General features: G+C 72.9%; 29 protein-coding genes. 5 read left to right on the plus strand and 24 right to left on the minus strand.

Annotated features, from left to right (window positions below; translation table 11 throughout):
* Positions 1-47 precede the first annotated feature (47 nt).
* The 11 genes from lgt to hisI all read right to left on the minus strand — a co-directional run bounded on the left by lgt (position 48) and on the right by hisI (position 9,240).
* Positions 48-1,079, minus strand: a complete 1,032-nt coding sequence (lgt, locus tag IO30_RS0130550; protein ID WP_078904323.1) for a prolipoprotein diacylglyceryl transferase — start codon at positions 1,077-1,079, stop codon at positions 48-50.
* Positions 1,080-1,196: 117 nt separating this feature from the next.
* On the minus strand, positions 1,197-2,234 hold the full coding sequence (locus tag IO30_RS0130555; RefSeq protein WP_051859727.1) for a DsbA family protein: 1,038 nt from the start codon (positions 2,232-2,234) through the stop codon (positions 1,197-1,199).
* 68 nt (positions 2,235-2,302) lie between these two features.
* Positions 2,303-3,145: a tryptophan synthase subunit alpha gene (gene trpA / locus IO30_RS0130560; RefSeq protein ID WP_031148314.1), complete on the minus strand. Its 843-nt coding sequence runs from the start codon at positions 3,143-3,145 to the stop codon at positions 2,303-2,305.
* Positions 3,142-4,386 (minus strand): tryptophan synthase subunit beta, encoded by a 1,245-nt coding sequence (trpB, locus tag IO30_RS0130565; RefSeq protein WP_031148316.1) that lies wholly within the window; start codon positions 4,384-4,386, stop codon positions 3,142-3,144. The genes trpA and trpB overlap by 4 nt, the downstream gene beginning before the upstream one ends.
* 205 nt (positions 4,387-4,591) lie before the next feature.
* Positions 4,592-4,801, minus strand: coding sequence for a tryptophan biosynthesis modulator TrpM (gene trpM / locus IO30_RS47305; protein WP_031148318.1), 210 nt, complete (start codon positions 4,799-4,801; stop codon positions 4,592-4,594).
* A gap of 9 nt (positions 4,802-4,810) precedes the next feature.
* Entirely contained in the window at positions 4,811-5,620 is an 810-nt protein-coding gene (gene trpC / locus IO30_RS0130575) for an indole-3-glycerol phosphate synthase TrpC (RefSeq protein ID WP_031148320.1), read from the minus strand.
* A gap of 172 nt (positions 5,621-5,792) precedes the next feature.
* Positions 5,793-6,248, minus strand: a complete 456-nt coding sequence (locus IO30_RS0130580) for a DUF2752 domain-containing protein (protein ID WP_051902676.1) — start codon at positions 6,246-6,248, stop codon at positions 5,793-5,795.
* A 65-nt stretch (positions 6,249-6,313) separates the two neighbouring features.
* Positions 6,314-6,565, minus strand: a complete 252-nt coding sequence (locus IO30_RS0130585; protein WP_031148324.1) for an HGxxPAAW family protein — start codon at positions 6,563-6,565, stop codon at positions 6,314-6,316.
* Between the two features lie 115 nt (positions 6,566-6,680).
* Complete coding sequence (locus IO30_RS0130590; protein WP_031148326.1) at positions 6,681-7,349, minus strand: TIGR02234 family membrane protein; 669 nt, start codon at positions 7,347-7,349, stop codon at positions 6,681-6,683.
* A 14-nt stretch (positions 7,350-7,363) separates the two neighbouring features.
* Positions 7,364-8,854, minus strand: a complete 1,491-nt coding sequence (locus IO30_RS0130595) for an anthranilate synthase component I (RefSeq protein WP_031148328.1) — start codon at positions 8,852-8,854, stop codon at positions 7,364-7,366.
* Positions 8,855-8,871: 17 nt separating this feature from the next.
* Positions 8,872-9,240, minus strand: a complete 369-nt coding sequence (gene hisI / locus IO30_RS0130600; protein ID WP_031148330.1) for a phosphoribosyl-AMP cyclohydrolase — start codon at positions 9,238-9,240, stop codon at positions 8,872-8,874.
* A gap of 92 nt (positions 9,241-9,332) precedes the next feature.
* Here hisI and IO30_RS0130605 point away from each other — a divergent pair, with 92 nt between their 5' ends.
* On the plus strand, positions 9,333-9,965 hold the full coding sequence (locus tag IO30_RS0130605; protein WP_031148333.1) for a TIGR03085 family metal-binding protein: 633 nt from the start codon (positions 9,333-9,335) through the stop codon (positions 9,963-9,965).
* Between the two features lie 651 nt (positions 9,966-10,616).
* Here the strand turns inward: IO30_RS0130605 and IO30_RS0130610 are convergent.
* From IO30_RS0130610 to hisD, 9 genes are read right to left on the minus strand one after another with little or no spacing between them, the layout of a single operon-like run.
* On the minus strand, positions 10,617-11,849 hold the full coding sequence (locus IO30_RS0130610; RefSeq protein ID WP_237403480.1) for an MFS transporter: 1,233 nt from the start codon (positions 11,847-11,849) through the stop codon (positions 10,617-10,619).
* A 19-nt stretch (positions 11,850-11,868) separates the two neighbouring features.
* Positions 11,869-12,624 (minus strand): imidazole glycerol phosphate synthase subunit HisF, encoded by a 756-nt coding sequence (hisF, locus tag IO30_RS0130615; RefSeq protein WP_031148336.1) that lies wholly within the window; start codon positions 12,622-12,624, stop codon positions 11,869-11,871.
* A complete protein-coding gene (locus IO30_RS0130620; protein ID WP_031148338.1) occupies positions 12,621-13,025 on the minus strand; it encodes a RidA family protein in 405 nt (134 codons plus the stop codon). The genes hisF and IO30_RS0130620 overlap by 4 nt, the downstream gene beginning before the upstream one ends.
* On the minus strand, positions 13,022-13,750 hold the full coding sequence (priA, locus tag IO30_RS0130625; protein WP_031148340.1) for a bifunctional 1-(5-phosphoribosyl)-5-((5-phosphoribosylamino)methylideneamino)imidazole-4-carboxamide isomerase/phosphoribosylanthranilate isomerase PriA: 729 nt from the start codon (positions 13,748-13,750) through the stop codon (positions 13,022-13,024). Before priA ends, IO30_RS0130620 begins: the two co-directional genes overlap by 4 nt.
* Positions 13,750-14,400, minus strand: coding sequence for an imidazole glycerol phosphate synthase subunit HisH (gene hisH / locus IO30_RS0130630; protein ID WP_031148342.1), 651 nt, complete (start codon positions 14,398-14,400; stop codon positions 13,750-13,752). The genes priA and hisH overlap by 1 nt, the downstream gene beginning before the upstream one ends.
* Entirely contained in the window at positions 14,397-14,564 is a 168-nt protein-coding gene (locus IO30_RS46140) for a hypothetical protein (protein ID WP_031148344.1), read from the minus strand. The genes hisH and IO30_RS46140 overlap by 4 nt, the downstream gene beginning before the upstream one ends.
* A 2-nt stretch (positions 14,565-14,566) precedes the next feature.
* Positions 14,567-15,160, minus strand: a complete 594-nt coding sequence (hisB, locus tag IO30_RS0130640) for an imidazoleglycerol-phosphate dehydratase HisB (protein WP_031148346.1) — start codon at positions 15,158-15,160, stop codon at positions 14,567-14,569.
* Positions 15,157-16,263, minus strand: a complete 1,107-nt coding sequence (locus IO30_RS0130645; protein ID WP_031148347.1) for a histidinol-phosphate transaminase — start codon at positions 16,261-16,263, stop codon at positions 15,157-15,159. Before IO30_RS0130645 ends, hisB begins: the two co-directional genes overlap by 4 nt.
* Positions 16,260-17,600, minus strand: a complete 1,341-nt coding sequence (hisD, locus tag IO30_RS0130650) for a histidinol dehydrogenase (protein ID WP_031148349.1) — start codon at positions 17,598-17,600, stop codon at positions 16,260-16,262. Before hisD ends, IO30_RS0130645 begins: the two co-directional genes overlap by 4 nt.
* 125 nt (positions 17,601-17,725) lie before the next feature.
* Here hisD and IO30_RS0130655 point away from each other — a divergent pair, with 125 nt between their 5' ends.
* Genes IO30_RS0130655 through ybaK form a run of 3 tightly spaced genes read left to right on the plus strand, consistent with a single transcriptional unit; the run spans position 17,726 to position 20,601 of the window.
* Positions 17,726-19,321, plus strand: a complete 1,596-nt coding sequence (locus tag IO30_RS0130655; RefSeq protein ID WP_031148351.1) for a hypothetical protein — start codon at positions 17,726-17,728, stop codon at positions 19,319-19,321.
* Positions 19,322-19,355: 34 nt separating this feature from the next.
* Positions 19,356-20,093, plus strand: coding sequence for an LON peptidase substrate-binding domain-containing protein (locus tag IO30_RS0130660; protein ID WP_031148353.1), 738 nt, complete (start codon positions 19,356-19,358; stop codon positions 20,091-20,093).
* A 13-nt stretch (positions 20,094-20,106) separates the two neighbouring features.
* A complete protein-coding gene (gene ybaK / locus IO30_RS0130665; RefSeq protein ID WP_031148355.1) occupies positions 20,107-20,601 on the plus strand; it encodes a Cys-tRNA(Pro) deacylase in 495 nt (164 codons plus the stop codon).
* Between the two features lie 42 nt (positions 20,602-20,643).
* On the opposite strand, the gene IO30_RS0130670 is transcribed toward ybaK, so the two are convergent.
* From IO30_RS0130670 to IO30_RS0130685, 4 genes are all read right to left on the minus strand, one after another.
* Positions 20,644-21,291, minus strand: a complete 648-nt coding sequence (locus IO30_RS0130670) for a DUF2567 domain-containing protein (RefSeq protein ID WP_234321891.1) — start codon at positions 21,289-21,291, stop codon at positions 20,644-20,646.
* A 34-nt stretch (positions 21,292-21,325) separates the two neighbouring features.
* On the minus strand, positions 21,326-22,042 hold the full coding sequence (locus IO30_RS0130675; RefSeq protein ID WP_051859764.1) for an ABC transporter permease: 717 nt from the start codon (positions 22,040-22,042) through the stop codon (positions 21,326-21,328).
* A 170-nt stretch (positions 22,043-22,212) separates the two neighbouring features.
* Positions 22,213-23,175, minus strand: a complete 963-nt coding sequence (locus tag IO30_RS0130680) for an ABC transporter ATP-binding protein (protein WP_031148360.1) — start codon at positions 23,173-23,175, stop codon at positions 22,213-22,215.
* 115 nt (positions 23,176-23,290) lie between these two features.
* Positions 23,291-24,583 (minus strand): NYN domain-containing protein, encoded by a 1,293-nt coding sequence (locus tag IO30_RS0130685; RefSeq protein WP_037895681.1) that lies wholly within the window; start codon positions 24,581-24,583, stop codon positions 23,291-23,293.
* 214 nt (positions 24,584-24,797) lie between these two features.
* Between IO30_RS0130685 and IO30_RS46145 the strand changes: the two genes are divergently transcribed.
* Entirely contained in the window at positions 24,798-24,965 is a 168-nt protein-coding gene (locus IO30_RS46145) for a hypothetical protein (RefSeq protein ID WP_167347297.1), read from the plus strand.
* The last annotated feature ends 15 nt before the right edge of the window (positions 24,966-24,980 follow it).

Raw genomic sequence — 24,980 nt, forward strand, 5'->3', positions numbered from 1 at the left:
GGGGGCGCCGCGGTGTGCGCGGCGCCCCCTTTCACGGATCGTTGCGGTCAGAGCTTCTTGGGCTCCGGGGCTTCGCCCTCGGTCGGGTGCTTCTTGCTCAGGTCGGCCTTGGCGGGCTCGCCGTTCGTCGCCACGGACGCCTCGACCTTGTCCTGCGCCTCGTCCTGCGCCTTGTCCTGGTCGTCGTCCTCCGCGCCGGAAGGGGCAGTGGTGTCCGCGGACCCGTCCCCGGCCGGGACCTTCGCGTCCGCGTCCGCACCGCCGGAGGTGTCCGGCTCGACGATCTCCTCGCGGCCCGGCCGCAGCTTCGCCGACAGCACCAGGTAGACCACGGCCAGGACGAAGACGACGATCGAGGTCCACACGTTGAGCCGCAGGCCCAGGATGTGGTGCGCCTCGTCGACCCGCATGTACTCGATCCAGCCGCGGCCGACGCAGTACGCGGCGACGTACAGGGCGAAGGCCCGTCCGTGGCCGAGCTTGAAGCGGCGGTCGGCCCAGATCACCAGTACGGCGACGCCGATGCACCACAGCGACTCGTAGAGGAAGGTCGGGTGGTAGGTCCCGGCGACCCGGTTCGGGCCCTCGCTGATCTCCACCGCCCACGGCAGATCGGTGGCGCGGCCGTACAGCTCCTGGTTGAACCAGTTGCCCCAGCGGCCGCAGGCCTGGGCCAGGGCGATGCCCGGGGCCAGGGCGTCGGCCCAGGCCGGCAGCGGGATGCCGCGCAGCCTGCAGCCGATCCAGGCGCCGACCGCGCCCAGCGCGATCGCGCCCCAGATACCGAGGCCGCCTTCCCAGATCTTGAAGGCGTCGACCCAGTTGCGGCCCTCGCCGAAGTAGAGCTGGTAGTCGGTGATCACGTGGTAGAGGCGACCGCCGACCAGGCCGAACGGCACTGCCCACACAGCGATGTCCGCGACCGTGCCCGGCTTTCCGCCGCGCGCGATCCACCGCTTGTTGCCGAGCCAGACAGCGACGAAGACGCCGAGAATGATGCAGAACGCGTAGCCGCGCAGCGGGATCGGTCCGAGATGGATCACGCCGGTCGACGGGCTGGGGATGTAAGCAATGTCCATGGCAGACATGACGCTACCCTGCCGGGCGGTGCTGACCGCAACCGCCCGGCAAGCCGAAACCAAATCCACACACGGCCCGCGGGGTCGCGCTCACCCGCCGACCCCCACCGAGCCGCCCTACGGGGCCGTCCTCGACCCTGCGCCCGAGGACCCGGACGAGGCCGAGGAGGAGGCCGAGGAGGAGGGCGAGGACTTCGTCCCGGAGCCCGAGCGTGTGCCCGTCCCGGCCGACGGCGAGGACTTGTCCGACCCCTTGTCCGACCCCTTGTCCGATTCCTTGTCCGACCCCTTCTTGGCCCCGGAGCCCGACACCCCTCCGTCTGCGCCGCCGGGGTCCTTCGCCGCCGCCTCCACCTGAGCCTTGAGCTTCTGCGGGGTCAGCGGATTCGCCTGGTCGGCGAAGATGTCCTTGCCGTCCAGCAGCACGGTCGGGGTGCCCCGGAACTTGCCGGCCCGGAAGGCCTCCTGCGACTTGCCCACCCAGCTGTTGTGCGTGCCGTCCGCGACGCAGGAACGGAAGGCCGGGGTGTCCAGCCCGTCGACCTTGCCCGCCAGCTCCAGCAGCTTGGCGTCCTTGCCGTAGGCGTCGTCGACCTCCTGCGGCTGGTTCTGGAAGAGCACGTCGTGGTAGGCGGTGAACTTGCCGGCGTCCTGCGCGCAGGCCGCCGCATTGGCGCTCTTCAGGGAGCCGCTGCCGCCCATGTTCCCGTCGATGAGCGTGACCAGGTGGTAGTCCACCTTGAGCAGCCCCTTGGCCTCCAGGTCGTGGATCGTGTCCCGGTAGTTGTCCTCGAAGGCCTTGCACGCGGGGCAGCGGAAGTCCTCCCACACCGTCAGGGTGGACTTGGCCTCGCCCTTGCCCGTCTGGATGGCGAGCGCGTCCTTGCCGGAGGCCCCGGAGGGGGCGACCACCGGGCCGTCCTTGGCGGAGTCGCCGCTCTTGCCGGTGTTGGCCGCGATCAGGCCGACGACGGCGGCCAGGCCGAGCACGCCGACCACCGCCGCCGACACGACGAGGGTCCGCCGGCGCTTGTCCCGGGTCTTCTGCCGCTCGCGCTCCATCTGGAGTCGCTCCCGGGCCGATCGTTTCGTCGCATCGCGGTTCGCACCGTCGTTCTTCTCGCTCACGTTCGGCCAAACGAAGCGGGGAGGCACTCGCGTGCCTCCCCGCTCCCACTTCCACCCGATCGGGCTACAGAACCCGCCCGGCGAACCGCTGTGCGTCAGCTCCTGCGTACGCCTTCCGCAAGCTCGCCCGCCAGGGACCGCACCGCGGCGAGCCCGGCGGGCAGGTCCGGCGCGTCCAGGAGCAGCTTCACGAAGGCCGAGCCGACGATCACGCCGTCGGCGAAGGCCGCGACCTCCTTGGCCTGCGCCGCGTTGGACACGCCCAGCCCGACGCAGACCGGCAGGCCCTCCCGGGCGCCGGGGGTGGCGCGGGTGCGCTCCACGAGGTCCTGGGCCTGGTTGCCGACCGACTCCCGGGTGCCGGTGACACCCATCAGGGAGGCGGCGTAGACGAAGCCGGAACCGGCCTCCGTGATGGTGGCCAGGCGCTCGTCCTTGCTGCTGGGAGCCACGACGAACACGGTCGCCAGACCGTGCTCGTCCGCGTGCTCGCGCCACAGCGCGGACTCCTGGACCGGCAGGTCCGGCAGGATGCAGCCGGCGCCGCCCGCCTCGGCCAGCTCGGCGGCGAACCGCTCCACGCCGTAGCGGTCGATGGGGTTCCAGTAGGTCATCACCAGGACCGGGGCGCCGGTGGCCGCGTGGGCCTCGCGGACGGTGCGCAGCACGTCGGCGATCTTGACGCCGCCGCGCAGGGCGATGTCGTCGGCGGTCTGGATGATCGCGCCGTCCAGGACCGGGTCGCTGTGCGGGAGGCCGATCTCGACCACGTCCGCGCCGCCCTCGATGACGGCCTTGACGGCCTCGATGGCCCCGTCCACGGTCGGGAACCCGGCCGGGAGGTAGGCGACGAGGGCCGCGCGGTCCTCGGACTTCGTCTTGGCGAGGGTGTCCTTCAGCAGCTGGATGCGCCCGGTCTTCTCGCTGGCCGTGCTCACTTGCTCTCCCCCTCGGTGCCGTCGTACAGCCCGAAGTAGCGGGCCGCCGTGTCCATGTCCTTGTCGCCGCGGCCGGACAGGTTGACCACGATCAGCCCGTCCTCGCCGAGCTCCTTGCCCAGGTCGAGGGCGCCCGCGAGGGCGTGCGCCGACTCGATGGCCGGGATGATCCCCTCGGTGCGGGAGAGCAGGCGCAGGGCCTGCATCGCGGCGTCGTCGGTCACCGCGCGGTACTCGCCGCGGCCGGTGTCCTTGAGGTAGGAGTGCTCGGGGCCGATGCCCGGGTAGTCCAGACCGGCGGAGATCGAGTACGGCTCGGTGATCTGGCCCTCCTCGTCCTGCAGGACGTAGGAGCGGGAGCCGTGCAGGATGCCGGGCTCGCCCGCGGTCAGCGTGGCCGCGTGCTCGCCCGTCTCGACGCCGTGCCCGGCGGGCTCGAAGCCGACCAGGCGGACGTCCGCGTCCGGGATGAAAGCGTGGAAGAGGCCGATGGCGTTGGAGCCGCCGCCGACGCAGGCCGCCACGGCGTCGGGCAGCCGGCCCGCGCGCTCGATGATCTGGCGGCGGGCCTCGACGCCGATGACCCGGTGGAAGTCGCGGACCATGGCCGGGAAGGGGTGGGGGCCGGCGACCGTGCCGAAGAGGTAGTGGGTGCGGTCCACATTGGCGACCCAGTCCCGGAACGCCTCGTTGATGGCGTCCTTGAGGGTCCGGGAGCCGGACTTCACCGCGATGACCTCGGCGCCGAGCATGCGCATCCGGGCCACGTTCAGGGCCTGGCGCTCGGTGTCGATCTCGCCCATGTAGACGGTGCACTCAAGTCCGAAGAGGGCGCAGGCGGTGGCGGTGGCCACGCCGTGCTGGCCCGCGCCGGTCTCGGCGATGACGCGGGTCTTGCCCATGCGCTTGGTGAGCAGCGCCTGGCCCAGCACGTTGTTGATCTTGTGCGAGCCGGTGTGGTTGAGGTCCTCGCGCTTGAGGAAGATCCGTGCGCCGCCCGCGTGCGAGGCGAAGCGGGGCACCTCGGTGAGCGCGCTGGGCCGGCCGGTGTAGTTGACCATCAGGTCGTTGAGCTCGGCCGCGAAGGCGGGGTCGGCCTTGGCCTTCTCGTACTCGACGGCGACCTCGTCCACGGCGGCGACGAGCGCCTCCGGGATGAACTTGCCGCCGAACTCACCGAAGTAACCCTCGGCGTTCGGGACGTGACCCTCCGGGTCCGGAATGAAGAACTCACTGGACATGCCCAGTACTCCTACGGATGCGTGGTGCGGCGGGGGTTTTCACCGTATTGCGCCGCCCGCCCGTGACGCGCACACCCCGCTGGGGCATGCCGTGCGTACGGCAGGGGGCGGCCCGTGCCCGGAGCCGGCGGCCCGGGCTGCGGACCGTACGGGAACAGCCCTCGGGGCGCCCTGCCTCGCAGCAGGGACCGCCCGGCGTTCCTCGTTACAGCGCGCTTCCGCGACGCCATCGCATGCCGTTGACCTGACCGGGCTCGGAGCCGATCACGTACCGGACCCGCCGCCCGTGCACGCGCCGGGCCGGGGCGCGGCAGCCGCGAGGGCGGCAGCCGCGCGCCAGGGGCGCGTGCGCCGTCGGCACGGCGGCACGGCCGGAGCCGGGCCGGGTGCGGACGGAGGAGCGGTCGTGGGCCATGGGTGCGGGTCAGCTCCGCCCGTGGCGCAGGGCGGGGTGGGCCCCGGCGGCGACGAGGTCGGCCACGGCCGACTTCGGGTCGCGGCCGGTGACCAGGGACTCCCCGACCAGGACGGCGTCGGCGCCCTCGTTGGCGTAGGCGATCAGGTCGTGCGGTCCGCGGATGCCGGACTCGGCGACCTTGACGATGTGGGCGGGGATCTCCGGGACGACGCGCTCGAAGGTGGAGCGGTCGACCTTCAGGTCCTTGAGGTTGCGGGCGTTGACGCCGATGATCTTGGCGCCGGCGGCGACCGCGCGCTCGACCTCCTCCTCGTCGTGGACCTCGACGAGCGGGGTGAGGCCGATGGACTCGGCCCGCTCGATGAGGGAGACGAGCGCCTCCTGCTCCAGGGCCGCGACGATCAGCAGCGCGAGGTCTGCGCCGTAGGCGCGGGCCTCCCACAGCTGGTACGCGGTGACGATGAAGTCCTTGCGCAGGATCGGGATGTCCACGCGGGCGCGGACTGCCTCCAGGTCGGCCAGCGAGCCGCCGAAACGACGCTGTTCGGTGAGGACGGAGATGACCGCCGCACCGCCCGCCTCGTAGTCCGCGGCGAGCCCGGCCGGATCGGCGATCGCGGCCAGCGCGCCCTTGGACGGGCTGGACCGCTTGACCTCGCAGATCACCTTGACGCTGTCGCCGCGCAGGGCAGCGACGCCGTCCTTGGCCTGGGGCGCCTTGGCGGCACGCTCCTTGAGCTCGTCGAGGCTCACGCGGGCCTGCCGTTCGGCAAGGTCTTCGCGGACCCCTTCGATGATCTCGTCGAGCACACTCACGCGAGCGGCCCCCTTCCGGGTTGATGACGGTCGGCCGCCTTGCAGACACGTACAACTGCAAGGTCAGCACTCAAATGGTATCCGCAGGAGGCCTTGCTCTCCGCACGCGGTTGACGTCGTCCCAGTAACTGGACATTCGGAATCCGGGCTTCATATGGCCTGCTGACAGGCCTCAGGGCGCCAGCGCGGAGCCGAAAGAAAGATTTCGGATCACGGCGAAAACCAGGGCCGCGGCGCCGATCCCCCACCAGTAGCGCGGTGCCAGGGAGATCCCCGGCAGGGGCCCTCCGCGGGCCGCCCGCAGCAGCCACAGGGCCATGTATCCGGCGAAGACGAAGTAGCCCGCGACGGCCACGGCATTTGCCCCGAAAGCTGTGATCAGATCGCCGTGGGCGAACGCGTGCGCGCTGCGCAGGCCGCCGCAGCCGGGGCACAGCAGGCCGGTCAGCCGGAAGAGCGGGCACACCGGGTAGTGGCCGGGCTCGTTCGGGTCCACGGCGCCCACGTAGCCGAAGGCGGCGACGGCCCCGGCCAGTACCAGGACGGGCGCGGCCATCCGTCGGACCAGGCCGGCCCGGGCGGCTTCGGGGGTACGGGAGGCGTCCACGCGCTGATTCTCTCCGCTCATGACAAAAGGCGCAGCCCGACGGGGCCGCGCCTTTCGGCTGCTCCGGAACCGCCCCGGCCGGGCGCTCAGACCTTGGCGGGGACCTTGGAGGCGGCGATGACCTCGGCGAGGTCCGTGTAGGTGGCCTTCGGCGCACCCATGCCCGCGGCCTTCATCGCCATGCCGACGACACCACCGAGCACGACGACACCCAGACCGAGCCAGAACCCGAGCTGGTTCGCCAGCACCATGAAGGCACCGGAGATGCAGAAACCGATGAAGGCGATGATGACACCGGTCCAGGCGGCCGGGGTGTGTCCGTGTGAAGTGCCCGCCATGAGTTGCTCCTCGTTGCTCTGTCTGCTCTGTCGCACGTGGTGGGTAGAACGCTCGGGGCCATTGTCCCGCACCGGGCGGTGCCGCCGTCCACGGGGGTCCGGTCGGCACACGGGGTCAGCGGGTCGGATCCTCTCCGCGGTCCAGAGCCTTCCACAGATCCTCCGGCCGCTCCGGATCAACCGCCGCGGCGGCGCGCTTGCGCGGGCTTCCGTCACGCTCGTAGCGGCCCCCCATCGCGGGCCAGCCACGGCCGAAGCACAGGGCGAGCAGTCCGGCGACCAGGATCAGGGCGCCGCCGCCGGCCGTCACGTACGGCCACGCCGTGTGGGTCAGCCCGGCCACCTGCGCGGCGCTGTCCGCCGTCGTCCGGGCGGCCTCCGCGTCCAGGGCCTGGCGGTCGTCCGCGGCGAAGACGGCGCCCAGCGCCGCGCCCAGGCCGCTCAGCGCGAGCAGCGCGGAGACCAGCAGCCGCCCCTTGCCCCGTACGGCGAACACGGCCACCAGCGCGGCCAGGCCCACGATGGCCAGCGCCGCCGGGAGCCCGGTGACGGCCCGCCCGTCCGCGGTCAGCGGCAGCGCGCCGCCGCCGACGGCCGCGGTGCCGCGGGCCCAGACCCGGCCGGAGGCGAGCAGGACGACGGTCGCGCCGAGGCCCCCGAGCAGCAGCGCGGCCGCCACACTGCGGCGGCTGCTGCGGCTGTCGGGGCCGGCGGGCGCCTGCGGGCCCTCGGGCTCGGAGGCGTCATCGTTTCGGGGCGGGGGTACGGCGCTCACGTATCCCACTATCCCCTACGCCCTCACGCGCCGTGGAGGCGGTTCGCCGCTCCCACCGCGCGCAGCACGGCGGCCGCCTTGTTGCGGCACTCGTTGTCCTCCAGCTCGGGCACCGAGTCCGCCACGACCCCGGCGCCGGCCTGGACGTACGCCGTCCCGTCGCGCAGCAGCGCGGTGCGGATGGCGATGGCCGTGTCGGAGTCCCCCGCGAAGTCCAGATAGCCCACGCAGCCGCCGTACAGGCCGCGCCGGGAGGGCTCCAGCTCCTCGATGATCTGCATGGCCCGTGGCTTCGGCGCACCGGAGAGCGTGCCGGCCGGGAAGCAGGCCGTCAGCACGTCGAAGGCGGTCTTCCCCTCGGCCACGCGGCCGGTGACGGTGGAGACGATGTGCATGACGTGCGAGTACCGCTCGATGTTCATGAAGTCGACCACCTCGACGGAACCCGGCTCGCACACCCGGCCCAGGTCGTTGCGGCCCAGGTCGACGAGCATCAGGTGCTCGGCCCGCTCCTTGGGGTCGGCCAGCAGCTCCTCGGCGAGCTCGTGGTCCTCCTGCGGGGTCGCGCCGCGGTGGCGGGTACCGGCGATCGGGTGGACCATCGCCCGCCCGTCCTCCACCTTGACCAGGGCCTCGGGGCTGGAGCCGACGACGTCGAAGCCGTTCTCGAAGCGGAAGAGGTACATGTACGGGGACGGGTTGGTGGCCCGCAGCACCCGGTAGACGTCCAGCGCGGAGGCCCGGCAGGGGGTCTCGAACCGCTGCGAGGGAACCACCTGGAAGGCCTCGCCGGCCCGGATCCGCTCCTTGATGTCCTCGACCGCGGCCTGGTACTTCTCGCCGCCCCACAGCGCGGAGAACTCCGGCAGTTCGGAGGCCGGCAGCGGGGCGGGCACGTACGGGGCGGGCCGCGCCAGGTCGGCCTCCATCGCGTCGAGGCGGGCGAGGGCGTCCGCGTACGCCTCGTCGACCCCGGTGTCGAGGTCGTTGTGGTTGATCGCGTTGGCGATGAGCTGGACGGTGCCGTCCCAGTGGTCCAGCACCGCGAGGTCCGAGGTGAGCAGCATGGTCAGCTCGGGCAGTTCGAGGTCGTCGGTGGTGTGCTCGCCGATCCGTTCCAGGCGGCGCACGATGTCGTAGCCGAGGTAGCCGACCATCCCGCCGGTGAAGGGGGGCATGCCCGCGGCCAGGTCCCGCGGGGTGTGCAGGGCCTCGACGGTCGCGCGCAGGGCGTCCAGCGGGTCGCCGTCGGTGGGGACTCCGACGGGCGGGGTGCCGATCCAGTGCGCCTGGCCGTCGCGGACGGTCAGGGTCGAGTCGCTGCGCACGCCGATGAAGGAGTAGCGGGACCAGGAGCGGCCGTTCTCGGCGGACTCCAGCAGGAAGGTGCCGGGGCGCTCGCCGGCCAGCTTGCGGTACAGCCCCACGGGGGTGTCCCCGTCGGCCAGCAGCTTGCGGCTCACGGGGACGACGCGGCGGTCGACCGCGAGCTTGCGGAACGTATCGAGATCCATGTGCGTGGGGACCCTACTCAGTCGGCTTCGCGGAAGAGGACATCGGCGTCGAAGCAGGTGCGGGCGCCGGTGTGGCAGGCGGCCCCGACCTGGTCGACCTTGACGAGCACGGTGTCGGCGTCGCAGTCGAGGGCGACGGACTTCACGTGCTGGAAGTGGCCGGAAGTGTCCCCCTTCACCCAGTACTCCTGGCGGCTGCGCGACCAGTACGTGCAGCGTCCGGTGGTCAGGGTGCGGTGCAGGGCCTCGTCGTCCATCCAGCCGAGCATCAGCACCTCACCGGTGTCGTACTGCTGGGCGATGGCCGGTACCAGGCCGTCCGCGGAGCGCTTGAGGCGCGCGGCGACGGCGGGATCGAGGTTGCCGGGGCGGGGGGACGTACTCATGCGGCCATTGTGCCGGGCGGGAAAGCCGGATACGGATCACTGTCCGCCTGATGAGCAGGCACGCGGCGGGTTCCGGCCGTAGGCTTTCGCGCATGTCTACCCATGCGAAGCGTGAACGCCTGTTGCTGGCGGACCTGTTGGAAGCGGCGGGCCCGGAGGCCCCGACGCTGTGCGACGGCTGGACCTGCCGGGAACTCGCGGCGCACGTCGTGGTCCGCGAGCGGCGCCCGGACGCGGCGGGCGGGCTCCTGCTGAACGTGCTGAAGGCCCGGCTGGACAAGGTGATGGAGGAGTACACGGCCAAGCCGTACGAGGAGCTCGTGCAGCTCATCCGTACGGGGCCGCCGAAGCTGTCGGTGTACGCGCTGAAGCAGATCGACGAGGCGGCGAACGCGGTGGAGTTCTTCGTCCATGCGGAGGACGTCCGCCGGGCCCAGCCGGACTGGTCCCCGCGGGAGCTGGACCCGGTGTTCTCGGACTCCCTGTGGTCCCGCCTGGAGAAGCTGGCCCGCCTGACCGGCCGCCGCTCCCCGGTGGGCCTGGTGCTGCGCCGGCCGAACGGGCAGACGGCGGTGGCGCACAAGGGCTCGCCGGTGGTGACGGTGACGGGCGAGCCGGGGGAGCTGACGCTGTTCTGCTTCGGCCGCCAGGACGCTGCCGCTGTGGCGCTCGACGGGGAGAAGGACGCCGTGGCCAAACTGACCACGGCCCAACTGGGCATCTGACCCGTCCCCCGGCTGCGGTGTGCCCTGCCGTCTGCGGCCCCGCCTGCACGGGGCTCCGCCCCGGACCCCGCGCCTCAAGCTCCCCCAGACTCCGTCCGGGGGGACCCCCGGGCGGGGCTGTTTTTTGCCCAGGTGGGGCTTTGGATGTGCTGGCCGGGTTGGGTCTTGGCCTGGGTGTCGTGTGCGGGGCGGGGTCCCTCCGGAGTGTCTCCTCGGCCCGCGCACTTAGCCCATGCTGCGAGAGATGCGGCCTGGGTTGCGCGCTCGTCCTGCGGGGACCCTCCTGCGCGCCCCCACCCCACACGCCCAGGCGTCGGAAGCGAAGCCGTGGTCGAGGGGAGTGGGGATACTGCGGGGTGTCCCCGCAGGACGAGCGCGCAACCAGGGCCGAACGTGTCCGACGGGGCTCGGTGCGCGAGCCGAGGAGACACCCCGGAGGGGCACCGCTCCCCGACCCCCAACGCACAGCCCCCGCTGCAACGAGGCAAAAATCAGCCCCTCCGGCGATTGAGGAGCGGGGTCCGGGGCGGAGCCCCGTGCAGCGGCGCCGCAGACGGGCCACCACGACACCGCCCAGCCCCGCAGGGACACCGCGGAGCCCCGTGCAACAGAGCCGCAGACGGGCCACCACGACACCGCCCAGCCCGGGTATCAGGACACCGCCGAGCCCCCCGCAGGGGCAACGGTGAAGGAGAGTTCCGCTCGGCGGACCGCCGGGGCGGACGTGCCTATTGCCGCGCCCGTCATGCTGAGGGCCGCGCCCGCCAGGAAGACCGGGGTGACGCCCCACAGCGCGGCCGCAGCCCCCGCCAGGGGGTAGGCGAGGGGGGCCAGGCCCACCGCGGTGAAGGCCATCACCGAGCTGACCCGGCCCAGGTACGCGGGGTCCGTCGCGCTCTGGATCAGGGCCACCGCCAGGCCTCCGCAGACCCCGCAGACCAGCCCCGTCAGCACGGCCAGGACCACCGCCACCGGCAGGGTCGGGGCCAGGGCCAGGGCTCCGATGCCGGCCGAGCCGACGATCAGCGTCAGGTTCTGCACCGCCCCCGCCCGGGGAAACCTCGGCACCAGCGTCAGCACCAGCGCACTGCTCGCCGCGCCCGCCCCGAACGCGCCGACGATCCAGCCGATCCCGCCCGGCCCCCAGTCCCGCTCCTCGGCCAGCAGGATCAGCCCCAGCGTCAGCGGAGCCGAGGTGCCGAGCTGGCTGAGCGCGCCGGACAGGACCAGCGGTCCGATCAGCCCGTGGCGCCGTATGTAGCCGATGCCGCCGCGCAGCTGCCGCCACGGGCTCTCCCGCACGGGCCCGACGGGGTCCGGGGCGGCCTGCGGGGCGATCCGTACGGCCAGCAGCAGCACCAGCGAGACCCCGAACAGCGCGGCCGCCACGGCGAAGGCCGCGGACGGTCCGCCCAGCCCCACCGCCAGGCCCGCCACCGGCGGCCCGGCGGTGTGGCCGACCCGTTCCGCGAGGCTGCGCAGTCCCTGCACGCGGACCAGGCGGCCCGGCGCGGCGATCCGCGGGGGCAGCGCCCCCACCGCGGGCATGAACAGCGCGTCGACGGCGCCGAAGACGAGCGCGACGAGGACAAGCACCCCCGGCCCGGGCGAGGTCACGGCGATGGCCACGGCCAGCGCCAGGACGACGGCGCACCGGACCGCGTCGGAGGAGATGACGACCAGGCGCGGGCCGAACCGGTCGGCCACCACCCCGCCGCCGAGCATCAGCAGGGCGCGCGGCACGGCTCCGGCGGCCATGACCAGCCCGGCCTCGGCCGGGCCGGCCGACTGCGCCGCCGCCCAGCCGAGGGCGAGGAAGTAGACCCCGTCCCCGATCAGCGAAGCGGCGTACGCGGCCAGCCAGCGCCAGGTGTTCCGGTTCACCCCCACCCCCCGGGGAACGTCAGCGGACGGGGTGGCCCGCCTCTCGGAGGACGTCCTTGACCTCTGAGATCCGCAGGTCACCGAAGTGGAACACCGAGGCCGCGAGCACCGCGTCGGCGCCGGCCGCGATCGCCGGCGGGAAGTGCGCGAGGGAGCCCGCGCCGCCCGAGGCGATCACCGGGACCGTGACGTGCCTGCGCACGGCCGCGATCATCTCGGTGTCGTAGCCGTCCTTGGTACCGTCGGCGTCCATCGAGTTCAACAGGATTTCCCCGGCGCCCAGTTCGGCCGCCCGGTGGGCCCATTCGACGGCGTCGATGCCGGTGCCCTTGCGGCCGCCGTGCGTGGTGACCTCGAACGAGCCCGAGGCGGTGCGGCGCGCGTCCACCGACAGGACCAGGACCTGGCGGCCGAAGCGCTCCGCGATCTCCTGGATGAGTTCGGGGCGCGCGATGGCGGCGGTGTTCACGCCCACCTTGTCGGCGCCCGCCCGCAGCAGTTTGTCCACGTCGTCCGCGGTACGGACGCCGCCGCCCACGGTCAGCGGGATGAAGACCTGCTCGGCGGTGCGGCGCACCACGTCGTAGGTGGTCTCGCGGTTGCCGGAGGACGCCGTGATGTCGAGGAAGGTCAGCTCGTCGGCGCCTTCGGCGTCGTACAGCTTGGCCATCTCCACGGGGTCGCCCGCGTCGCGCAGGTTCTGGAAGTTGACGCCCTTGACGACCCGGCCGTTGTCCACGTCCAGGCAGGGGATCACACGTACGGACAGGCTCATGCGGACGGCTCCCGGTACGCCTCGACCTCCACCTCGACGACCATGCCGGGGTCGACGAAGCCGGAGACGATGAGCATCGTCGCGGCGGGACGGACGGCGTCGAAGAGCTCCTTGTGGGCGCGGCCCACCTCGTCCACGTCACGGGCGTGGGTGAGGTACATGCGGGTGCGCACGACGTCCTCGGGGCCGAGGCCCGCCTGGGCGAGGGCCTTGAAGGCGACGTCGAAGGCCGCGACCGCCTGGTCGTACGGGCCGCCCGCGTCGGCGGCGGTGCAGCCGGAGACGAGGACCAGGCCGTTGCCGAGCTGTACGGCGCGGGAGTAGGCGATGACGTCCTCGTAGGGCCCGCCGGAGGAGATGCGCCGTACGGAGGGCGAGGAGTCGGCGGAGGAACTGCTCATGCGGAGACCACCTTCAGGGCTTCTTCCAGGGTGAAGGCCTTGGCGTACAGGGCCTTGCCGACGATGGCGCCCTCGACGCCCTGCGGGACCAGCTCGGACAGGGCCCGCAGGTCGTCGAGGCAGGAGATGCCTCCGGAGGCGACGACGGGCCGGTCGGTGGCGGCGCAGACGTTCTTCAGCAGTTCGAGGTTGGGGCCGGTGAGGGTGCCGTCCCTGCCGATGTCGGTGAGGACGTACCGGGCGCAGCCCTCGGAGTCCAGGCGGGCGAGGGTCTCGTAGAGGTCGCCGCCCTCGCTGGTCCAGCCGCGGCCCTTGAGGGTGGTGCCGGTGACGTCGAGGCCGATGGCGATCCGGTCGCCGTGCTCGGCGATGGCCCTGGCGGCCCATTCGGGCGTCTCCAGGGCGGCGGTGCCGAGGTTGACGCGGGTGCAGCCGGTGGCGAGGGCCGCGGCCAGCGAGGCGTCGTCGCGGATGCCGCCGGACAGCTCGACCTTGATGTCCATGGCGCCGGTGATCTCGGCGACCAGGGCGCGGTTGTCGCCGGTGCCGAAGGCGGCGTCCAGGTCGACCAGGTGCAGCCATTCGGCGCCGGAGCGCTGCCAGGCGAGGGCCGCCTCCAGCGGGGAACCGTAGGAGGTCTCGCTGCCGGACACGCCGTGCACGAGGCGGACGGCCTGTCCGTCGCGGACGTCGACCGCGGGGAGGAGCTCAAGCGTCTTGTGCATCAGAGGGTCTCGATCCAGTTGGTGAGGAGCTGGGCCCCGGCGTCGCCGGACTTCTCGGGGTGGAACTGGGTGGCCCACAGGGCCCGGTTCTCCACCGCCGCGACGAAGCGTTCGCCGTGGGTGGCCCAGGTGACCTGGGGGGCGCGGATCGCCGGGTTGGTGACCTCCAGGCTCCACTCGCGCACCGCGTAGGAGTGCACGAAGTAGAAGCGGGCGTCGGCGTCCAGCCCGGCGAAGGCCTGGCTGTCGGCCGGGGCCTCGACGGTGTTCCAGCCCATGTGGGGGACGATCGGGGCCTTGAGCGGGCCGACCGTGCCGGGCCATTCGTCCAGGCCCTCGGTCTCGACGCCGTGCTCGATGCCGCGTTCGAAGAGGATCTGCATGCCGACGCAGATGCCCATGACGGGGCGGCCGCCGGAGAGCCTGCGGCCGATGATCCAGTCGCCGCGGGCGTCCTTGAGTCCCTGCATGCAGGCGGAGAAGGCGCCGACGCCGGGGACGAGGAGTCCGTCGGCGTCCATGGCCTTGTCGTAGTCGCGGGTGATCTCGACGTCCGCGCCGACGCGCGCGAGGGCGCGCTCGGCGGAGCGGACGTTGCCGAAGCCGTAGTCGAAGACCACGACCTTCTTGGTGGGACGTGCTGTGCTCATTCCCAAATCCCCTGGATCCGCAGGACTCCGGCGGCGAGACACATCGCGGAGCCGATGGCGAGCAGGATGACGACCGACTTGGGCATCTGCTGCTTCTGGAAGGAGTAGACGCCGCCGGCCAGGAAGAGGCCGAGGACGATCAGGATGGTGTTGAGGCCGTTCACGGCTAGAGGGCGCCCTTCGTGGAGGGAAGGATGCCGGCGGCGCGCGGGTCGAACTCGGCGGCGTACCGCAGGGCGCGCGCGAGGGCCTTGAACTGGCACTCCACGATGTGGTGGGCGTTGCGGCCGTACGGGACGTGGATGTGCAGGGCGATCTGGGCCTGCGCGACGAAGGACTCGAAGATGTGCCGGGTCATCGTCGTGTCGTAGGTGCCGATCATCGGCGCCATGTTCTCGGGCTCGGTGTGCACGAGGTAGGGGCGGCCGGAGAGGTCGACGGTCACCTGGGCGAGGGACTCGTCGAGCGGCACGGTGCAGTTGCCGAAGCGGTAGATGCCCACCTTGTCGCCGAGGGCCTGCTTGAAGGCGGCGCCGAGCGCCAGCGCGCTGTCCTCGATGGTGTGGTGGCTGTCGATGTGCAGGTCGCCCTCGGTCTTGACCGTGAGGTCGAAGAGGCCGTGGCGGCCGAGCTGGTCGAGCATGTGGTCGTAGAAGCCCACGCCCGTCGAGACGTCGACCTTGCCGGTGCCGTCGAGGTTTATCTCGACGAGGACCGAGGTCTCCTTCGTGGTGCGCTCGACCCGTCCGATGCGGCTCATGCGTGCTGCTCCTTCTTCAGTGCGCGAACCGCTTCCAGGAACGCGTCGTTCTCGGCCGGGGTGCCGGCGGTGACCCGCAGCCAGCCCGGTACGCCGTTGTCACGGACCAGGACGCCCTGGTCGAGGATCTGCTGCCAGGCGGTGTGCGCGTCGTCGAACTTCCCGAACTGGATGAAGTTCGCGTCGGACTCGGTGACCTCGTAGCCGAGGGCCCGCAGTTCCACGACCAGGCGGTCGCGCTCGGCCTTGAGCTGCTCGACGTAGCCGAGCAGGGTGTCGGTGTGCTCCAGGGCGGCCAGTGCGGTCGCCTGGGTGACGGCCGACAGGTGGTACGGCAGGCGCACCAGCTGGACGGCGTCGACGACGGCGGGGTCCGCGGCCAGGTAGCCCAGGCGCAGGCCCGCGGCGCCGAAGGCCTTGGACATGGTCCGGGAGACCACCAGGTTCGGGCGGCCCTCGATGAGGGGCAGCAGCGAGTCGCGGTGGCTGAACTCCACGTACGCCTCGTCGACGACCACCAGGGAGGGCTTGGCGGCCTGCGCGGCCTCGTAGAGGGCGAGGACCGTCTCGGCCTCGACCGCGGTGCCGGTGGGGTTGTTGGGCGAGGTGATGAAGACGACGTCGGGGGCGTTCTCGGCGATCGCCTGCCGCGCCGCCGCCACATCGATGGTGAAGTCCTCGCGGCGAGGGCCGGAGATCCAGCCGGTGCCGGTGCCGCGGGAGATCAGCGCGTGCATGGAGTAGGAGGGCTCGAAGCCGATCGCGGTGCGGCCGGGCCCGCCGAAGGTCTGCAGCAGCTGCTGGATGACCTCGTTGGAGCCGTTGGCCGCCCATACGTTCTCCCGCGCGACCGGGTGCTTGGCCGTACGGGTGAGGTAGGCGGCCAGCTCGGTGCGCAGCTCGACCGCGTCCCGGTCGGGGTAGCGGTTGAGGGTGCGGGCGGCGTCGGCGACGCGCTCGGCGATCCGTGCGACGAGCTCCGGGGGGAGCTCGTAGGGGTTCTCGTTGGTGTTCAGCTGGACGGGCACGTCGAGCTGGGGGGCGCCGTACGGGGTCTTGCCGCGCAGCTCGTCCCGGATGGGGAGGTCGTCAATGCCGGTCACGCCTGGGGCACCTTCCATCCGAAGCGCGCCTTGAGGGCGGCGCCGTGCGCGGGCAGGTCCTCGGCCTCGGCCAGGGTCACGACGTGGTGGGTGACCTCGGCGAGGGCGTCGCGCGTGTAGTCGACGATGTGGATGCCGCGCAGGAAGGACTGCACGGACAGGCCGGAGGAGTGGCAGGCGCAGCCGCCGGTGGGCAGCACGTGGTTCGACCCGGCGCAGTAGTCGCCGAGGGAGACCGGGGCCCAGGGGCCGACGAAGATCGCACCGGCGTTGCGCACGCGGGCGGCCCAGGCGGCGGCGTCGGCCGTCTGGATCTCCAGGTGCTCGGCGCCGTACGCGTCGACGACCTTGAGGCCGTCCTCCAGGCTGTCGACCAGCACGATCGCGGACTGCTTGCCGGCGAGGGCGGGCTTGATCCGGTCCTCGACGTGCTTGGAGGCCGCGACCTGCGGTTCCAGTTCCTTCTCGACGGCGTCCGCGAGCTCCGCGGAGTCCGTGACGAGGACGGCGGCGGCCAGCGGGTCGTGCTCGGCCTGGCTGATCAGGTCGGCGGCCACGTGCACGGGGTCGGCGGTGGAGTCCGCGAGGACGGCGATCTCGGTCGGGCCGGCCTCGGTGTCGATGCCGATCTTCCCGGTGAAGTAGCGCTTGGCGGCGGCGACCCAGATGTTGCCGGGGCCGGTCACCATGTTGGAAGGCAGGCACTCTTCCGTCCCGTACGCGAACATCGCGACGGCCTGGGCCCCGCCGGCCGCGTACACCTCGTCCACGCCGAGCAGCGCGCACGCCGCGAGGATGGTGGGGTGCGGCAGGCCGCCGGCTGGGTCTCCTTCAAAAGCGGGCTTCTGCGGCGGGGAGGCCAGCGCGATCGACTCGACGCCCGCCTCCTGCGCCGGGACGACGTTCATGACGACGGAGGAGGGGTACACCGAGCGGCCGCCGGGGGCGTACAGCCCCACGCGCTCCACCGGTACCCACTTCTCGGTCACCGTGCCGCCGGGGACCACCTGGGTGGTGTGCTCGGTGCGGCGCTGGTTGCGGTGCACGATCCGGGCGCGCCGGATCGACTCCTCCAGGGCGGCGCGGACGGCCGGGTCCAGCTGCTCCAGGGCGGCCTTGATGGCCTCCGCGGGCACCCGGACCTGCGAGAGCTCGACACCGTCGAACTTCTGCGCGTACTCGATCAGCGCCGCCGTGCCACGATGATGGACGTCCTCGCAGATGGGCCGCACCTTCTCCAGGGCAGCTTCTACGTCGAACTCGGCACGGGGCAGCAGATCGCGCAGGGCGCCGCCCTCGGGGAGGGCGTCACCGCGCAGGTCGATACGAGAGATCACCCCCCAATTCTCTCAGACCGTTTCGCGCCGCCGTTCTTCCGTATCACTGGCTGATACACGCCCCGGATGTCACAGGCGCCCGTTAGCGTTCCCTTACACGTAAGTGACTGCGGAGGGGGGCCGCCATGACCGAGGCACGCGCCGGTGAGGAACCGGCGGACCTCACGGATCCCGAGCGCCGCATGTGGGGCGCCTTCCGCACGGGCAGCGTGTGCGATCTGAGCGCCCGGTCGGCGGACCGGGACGATCCGCACGCCGACCGGGTCTGGGGCCGCGAGCGCAGTGTCCGGGCCGAGGTGGTGGCGCTGCTGCTGCTCCACGGGCCGCCCCCGGTGCCGGGCCGGGTGGCCTCGCTGAAGCTGCGCGGCGTACGGATCACGGGGCGTCTGGACCTGTCCGGGGGCACCGTGGAGCCGTACGTGGAGCTGCAGTCCTGCCGCTTCGACAGCGAGGTGCAGCTGTCCGAGGCCCGCTTCGGCACGCTGCGCCTGATGAACTGCGCGATCCCCCGCCTGGAGGCGGCGCGCCTGCACACCGAGGGCGATCTGCACATGCCGCGCTGCCGGGTGGCCCGGGGCGTGCGGCTGACCGACGCGCAGATCGGCACCGACCTGCTGATCAGCCAGGCCGTGGTGCAGCGGGACGGCAAGGGCCGGGCGATCGCCGCGGACGGGCTGTCGGTGGCGCAGGACTTCCAGGGGGAGCTGCTGGAGACGTACGGGGAGGTGAGCCTGCGCGGGGCGAAGGTGGGGGTGTCGATGAACCTGCGCGGGGCCCGCCTGCGCAACCCGTACGGCCGGTATGCGCTGAACGCCCCGCAGCTGACCGTCGAGCGGACCCTGTACCTGACCTCGATCGCCCTGGACTACGTGCCGGGGACGAATTCCTCCACTCCCCCGTACGGGCTGGGGGTGACGCCGACCCGCGGCCAGCGGGCGCAGCGCTTCGAGTGCCGGGGCGGGCTGCGGCTGGACGACGGCCGCTTCGGCGATGCGATCGACTTCTACGGGGCGCGGTTCACGCTCACCGCCGAGCAGGAGATATCGCTGCGCCGGATCCAGACGCCTGAGTTCCGTTTCGTGGGCGAGCGGCCCGAGTACGGGCGGGTGGTCGTGTCGGGGGCCAAGGTGGTCAAGCTCGTCGACACCTCCACGAGCTGGCCGGGCCCGGGCGGCGTGTCCATCGAGGGGTTCGTCTACGAGAACCTCGCGCCGCGCGGCCACTTCCCGCTGGCCCGCAGGCTGGCCTGGGTCGAGGCGGCCACCCCCGAGTACTCGCCGGAGCCGTACGAGCGCCTCGCCGCCGTCCTGCGGGCCAGCGGCGAGGACTCGGACGCCCGCGAGGTGCTGCTGGCCAAGCAGCGGCGGCGCCGCACCACCTTGGCACCGGCGGCCAAGGTGTGGGGCTACGTCCAGGACTGGACGGTGGTCTACGGGTACCGCCCGGGCCGGGCGGCCCTGTGGATGGCGGTGCTGTGGGCGGCGGGGGCTCTGCTGTTCTCCCAGCTGGACCCGCCGGCGATCAAGGCGGACGAGCATCCGCAGTGGAGCGCCGCCCTGTACGCCCTGGACCTCCTGCTGCCGGTGATCGACCTGGGGCAGCAGGGCCAGTGGCGGGTGACCGGGGGCTGGCAGTGGGGCTCGGCGGCCCTCGTGCTGCTGGGGTGGATCCTGGCCACGACCGTGGCGGCGGGCGCGTCCCGCCTGCTGAGGCGGGGGTGACGGGTCCTGGCCTCCGGCCATTACCCTGTGCCTCGTGACCACCGTTCGCCTGCCCCTCTTCCCGCTGAACTCGGTGCTGTTCCCGGGACTCGTCCTCCCGCTGAACATCTTCGAGGAGCGTTATCGCGCCATGATGCGCGAGTTGCTGAAGACGGGTGAGGACGAGCCGCGCCGTTTCGCGGTCGTCGCGATCCGCGACGGCCGGGAGGTCGCGCCGACCGCGCCGGGCCTGCCGGACCAGACGGCGGTGCCCGAGCGGGGTCCCGCCGCGGGCTTCGGCGCGGACCCGATCCAGGCCTTCCACCGGGTGGGCTGCATCGCGGACGCGGCGACGATCCGGGAGCGCGAGGACGGCAGCTTCGAGGTCCTGGCCACCGGTACCTCCCGGGTGCGGCTGCTGTCCGTCGACTCCTCGGGCCCCTACCTGACCGCGGAGCTGGAAGAGCTCCCCGAGGACACGGGCGAGGGAGCCGGGGCGCTGGCCGAGGGGGTCCTGCGGGCCTTCCGCGCCTACCAGAAGCGCCTGGCGGGGGCCCGTGAGCGGTCCCTGACCGGGGCGGACCTGCCGGACGAGCCGTCGGTGGTCTCGTACCTGGTGGCGGCGGCGGCCGTGCTCGACATCCCCGCCAAGCAGCGGCTGCTCCAGGCACCGGACACGGCGACGCGGCTGGCGGAGGAACTGAAACTGCTGCGGACGGAGACGGCGGTGATCCGCCATCTGCCGTCGCTGCCCGCGGTGGACCTGACCCGTGCTCCGACGAGCCCCAACTGACAGGCCGGCACCGATGGCGAAGAAGTCCAAGCAGGCGGCCGGGACCCCGGCGATCGTCGCCCTGACGGCGGCGGGGGTCCCCTTCACCACCCACGCGTACGAGCACGACCCGGCCCATCCCTCGTACGGCGAGGAGGCCGCCGAGGCGATGGGCGTCTCACCGACGCAGGTGTTCAAGACACTGGTGACCGACGTGGACGGCGTCCTGACGGTGGCGGTGGTCCCGGTCTCGGGGTCGCTGGACCTCAAGGCCCTGGCCGCCGCGGTGGGCGGAAAGCGTGCGGTGATGGCCGACCCGGCGCTGGCCGAACGCACCACGGGCTACGTCCTCGGCGGGATCTCCCCGCTGGGCCAGCGCAAGCGGCTGCGCACGGTGGTCGACGCGTCCGCCTCCGGCCACGCCACCGTCTGCTGCTCGGCGGGCCGCCGCGGCCTGGAGGTCGAGCTGTCCCCCGCCGACCTGACCGCCCTCACCGGCGCGACCCTGGCCCCGATCGCCCGCGCGTAGCCGTCGTCGGACGCGCGCAGGCCCTGTGCGACGACGGCTGCGTCAGACGCGCGGGGGCTCCGGCGACGCCGGGTCGGCGTGGACGTGCGGCGGCGGGTAGACGGCCCATTCCGCCACCGGGAGCGGATCGCGCGGGGTCCACAGGGCCGTCAGGCCCAGATGGGTCAGGACCGCAGCCATCGGCCAGGTCAGCAGCACCCCGTGCGCGAGCAGCTGGAGCGGCGCGTCGAAGGCGACCCCCTTGCCCGCCGCGGCCGCGGCGGCGGCCAGGTCCGCGGACGGCCCCATCACCAGTCCGAGGCGCCAGCCCACGAGCGCGGCGAAGACCGATCCGAGGCCGAGGCCGATCGCCAGCGGGACCCCGCCCTTGCGGCGCCACAGGAAGACGGCCACGGCGCTCAGGACGCCGAATCCGACCGAGAGCAGGAAGAACGTGCCGTCGGCGCCGATCCGCGCCTCGCTCTCGCTGTTGCGCAGGAACACGGCCTCACCGTTGGACACGTACTGCGCCCGCGGCGCCAGCCAGGCCCACAGCACGGCGAGGAGCACACCGGCCACCGCGACCCCCAGGGTGACGGCGGCGCCGTCCCGGACGTCCAGCGCGGTGATGCCGCCCGTCTCGTCGCCCGGCTTCTCGGGCGGCAGCGGCGGCGGGTCGAACGGGGACGGCGGGGTCACGGCTTCGGTCACCCCCACATCGTGCCAGGTACGACCGGCAGCGGCGTCAGCGGACCGCCGCCCGCCGGTACGCCCATGTCGCGGCGGCCAGCGAGACGACACCGACGGCGGCGCACACGCCGAGGTCGAGGGCGACGGCCGCCCAGTCCGGATGCGGCGCGAAGGTGCGGGCGAAGGCTTCCACCCCGTACGTCGACGGGAGCAGGTCCCGGGCCCACACGATGACGTCGGGCATCCGCTCCGGCGGCAGCACCCCCAGCAGCAGGGCCGCGGACATGCCGAGCTGCCCGGCGAGCGTGGCCAGCTCCTGGCGGGGCGCCAGCAGTCCGAGCGCCGCCCCCAGCCCGGCCAGCGCGGCCCCGGCGAGCGGCACCACCGCGGCCAGGATCCACAGCCCGCTCATCGGCAGCCCGAACAGCACGCACCCGAACACGGCGGTGACCAGGGTGCCGGGCAGGGTGAAGGAGGCGTACGCGGCGGCCGCGCCCAGCACCACCGAGGCGGGCGGCACCGGCAGCGTGGCGTAGTGGTCGAGTCCGCCGCCGGCCCGCAGCTGCCCGAAGTACTGCGCGAGCAGGTTCAGCGCGACGAAGGCGACGACGAGCACCGAGGACCCGGCGACCACGGCCCGGGCCTCCGAGCCGCCGTCCACCACGCCCCGCATCAGGATCATGATCCCGACGGACTGGAAGGTGGCGACGAACAGCAGCGGGATGCGTGCCACCCGGGCGCGGGAGAGCTGCGCCCGGTACACGGCGGCCATCGCGGGGAAGAGCCGTGCGCGGGGGGCCAGCGGTGCGGTGGCGCAGGTGTCCGGCCCGTCGGCCGGCCCGGTGGCCGACTCGGGTGCGGAGCCCGGTGCGGGGGCCGGATCGGGGACCGGCCCGGTGGCCGGGGTCCCGTCCGTCACGACCGTGCCCGTGGAGCGGTCGCTCACGACTTCACCAGCCCTTTCGTCTTGCCGCCGAGGGCCAGGTACACGTCCTCCAGGCTCGGGGTGGCCAGCGTGAAGTCGTCGAGGGCGGCGAAGGCGGGGCCTCCGGTGACCGCAGCCACCGCGGCCCTCGCCTCGTCCGGCGCGAGCCGCAGTACCCAGCGGCGTCCCGACTCGACGGCGTCCGTGCGCAGCCGCGCGACCTCGGGCACCTCCAGCGGAGCGCCCTCGCGCCACACCAGCTCCAGACGGACCTCGCCCGAGACCTCGGCCTTGAGCCCGGCCGGGGTGTCGCAGGCGATGACCTTGCCCTGGTCGACGACCGCGACCCGGTCGAGGACGGTCTCGGCCTCGATGACGTTGTGCGTGACGAGCAGGACCGTGGCCCCGTGCTGGGCGCGCCGCCGGTCCACGGCGCTCCACACCGCCCGGCGGGCCACCGGGTCCATGCCCGTGGTGGGTTCGTCCAGGACCAGCACCGGCCGCTCGCCCACCAGGGCCGCGGCGAAGCAGGCCAGGCGCCGCTGTCCGCCCGAGAGCTTCTTCAGGGGCCGTCCGGCGATCTGGGTCAGCCCCAGTTCCTCCAGGACGTCGTCCCGCGCGGCCCGGGCCTCGCGCACGCCCAGTCCGCGCAGCCGTCCGGTGGTCTCGGCGGCCAGGGACACGGTGAGCTCGTCCAGGGCGGTGGACTCCTGCCCCAGGTAGGCGAGCAGCCGGGAGGCCCGCTCGGGGTGGCGCACGAGGTCGTGGCCGAGGAGGGTCACGCTGCCGGAGTCGGGCCGCATCAGCCCGGTCAGCTGGCGGACCAGGGTGGACTTGCCGGCGCCGTTGGGGCCGAGCAGGCCGAAGACCTCGCCGCGCCGGACGTCGAGGGAGATCCCGTCGTTGGCACGGGTCTCGGGCAGGGCCGGGGCCCCGCGCCGACCGCGTACCGCGGGATAGGTCTTGACCAGGTCACGCACTGCGCAGACGACGTCGGAGGCCGCTCCCGCGGCTGCTGCCGAGGCCGCCGCCGTGGGATGTCCCGCGTGTGCTGTGCCCGTACTCACGAGGGAGCAGCCTACGGGGTTCCCGGCCCTACTCGGCCGCCGGGGTCGCCGGGGCGACGGGCGCGGCGGGGGCCGCGCTCGGGACCGCGGCCACGTGTTCGGCGGCCGCCCGGACGTCGATCTCGCGCCAGAACCCGGCCCGGATGGCGTACCGGTCGTGCTCGTCGATCTGGTCGTCCTTGTGCGCGAGCAGCCCGAACCGGGCGGCGTAGCGCAGCAGCTCGCCGTCGATCCGGTGCGGGATCCGCGGGTACATCGTGGCCAGCTTCTGCAGGTGCACGGTCTCCGGGAGCCGTTCCATCCAGCGCCGGGCGAACACCTGTCCCACCTCGAAGGGGTCCCCGCCGACGGTGGTGATGTCCTCCTCCCGGTCGGCCCAGCGCTGCTCGGCGCTGGTGAGCTGGGCGAGAGTGGGCAGGGAGGCGGTCTCGGCGGGTTCGCCCAGCGGCCCGGCCCGGTCGATCCAGCCCTTGTCGGAGGACCAGCGCAGGGCGCTGCCGGCCGGGGGCTGGGCGGCGCTCTGCCCGGCGGGCGGGCCCTGCTGCTGTCCGGGTGCGCGCAGGGACCCGGCGAGGTCCTTGGGCGTGGGCACGGTCTTGGCCGCGGATCCGGCGGGCGCGGGCAGGGCGGGGCCGGAGCCCGTGTCGCCGGAGGCGCTGCCGTTGCGGGCGGCCTCGGCGAGCGCGGCCTCGGGCAGCGGGGCGGAGAGGATCGCGGCGATGTCGGGGCGCGGGGCGGGCGGCGGGGCGCAGAGTCCGGTGAGGTCCTTGGCGCGGACGGCCCGGGTGATCCAGGCGCGGTCGAGGACGCGTCGTTCGTCGGCCTCGGCGACGAGGTCCTCGGACTGGTTGTAGTCCCCGTCGGCGGCCTGGACGGCCCACAGGTGGACGGCGACGCCGTGTTCCTTGGCGGACATCAGGCCGGGCAGCAGGTCCCCGTCGCCGGTCACCAGGACCACGTCGGAGCAGGCCCGGTTGCGGGCGAGCTCGGTGAGCTCGGCGTGCATGGCGGCGTCGACGCCCTTCTGCGCCCAGCGGCCGTCGCTGCGGGTCAGGGCGCCCAGGCGGACGGTGACGCGGGGCATGACGCGCAGCCGCCGGTGCTCGGGCTGCGGCACCCTGTCGGGTGCGCCGTCGAACCAGTAGATGCGCAGCAGGGGCTGCTCGGTGTCGGCCTCGGCCCGCTCGCGCAGGCCCTGGATGAGGGCGGCATGGTCGACGGTGATGCGGGAGCGCGAGGGCTCCCCTGCGAGAAGGCTCGCGGCGGCGCCCAGCAGATAGCCGGCGTCCACCAGGACGACGCAGCGGTCCACGCGTTCCACCCTCTTCCCTGGGGGTCCCTGTTCGGCGAGTGCCCCGAGTCTGCCCGACCGCAAGGGCGTTGACGGCCGGAACTCGATCATCGGCGTGGCGTATCTCCCAGGAGGGCCGGGACGGGCCGTCAGCTACGCGCAGTAATGATCCAAAATGCGCGCTTTGGGGCGCTGTGTGAGTGTGAAGGCGGTCCTGGACCCTAGACGCAACGGAGGCTCCACCATGGCCAAGAACAAGAACCAGAAGCAGCCGTCGAAGCAGCAGTCCCGCCCGGCCGGACAGGATCCGTCGAAGAGCTCGCAGGAGACCTCCTCGGAGTCCCTGTCGCCTTCGCCGAGTCCGCTGGACATGGCCCACAAGACGAAGCAGAAGAAGTTCGGCCACAACTGACGCCCTCGCGTCCGG

The organism is Streptomyces xanthophaeus (assembly GCF_000725805.1).
In the GTDB taxonomy this organism is placed as follows: domain Bacteria; phylum Actinomycetota; class Actinomycetes; order Streptomycetales; family Streptomycetaceae; genus Streptomyces; species Streptomyces xanthophaeus.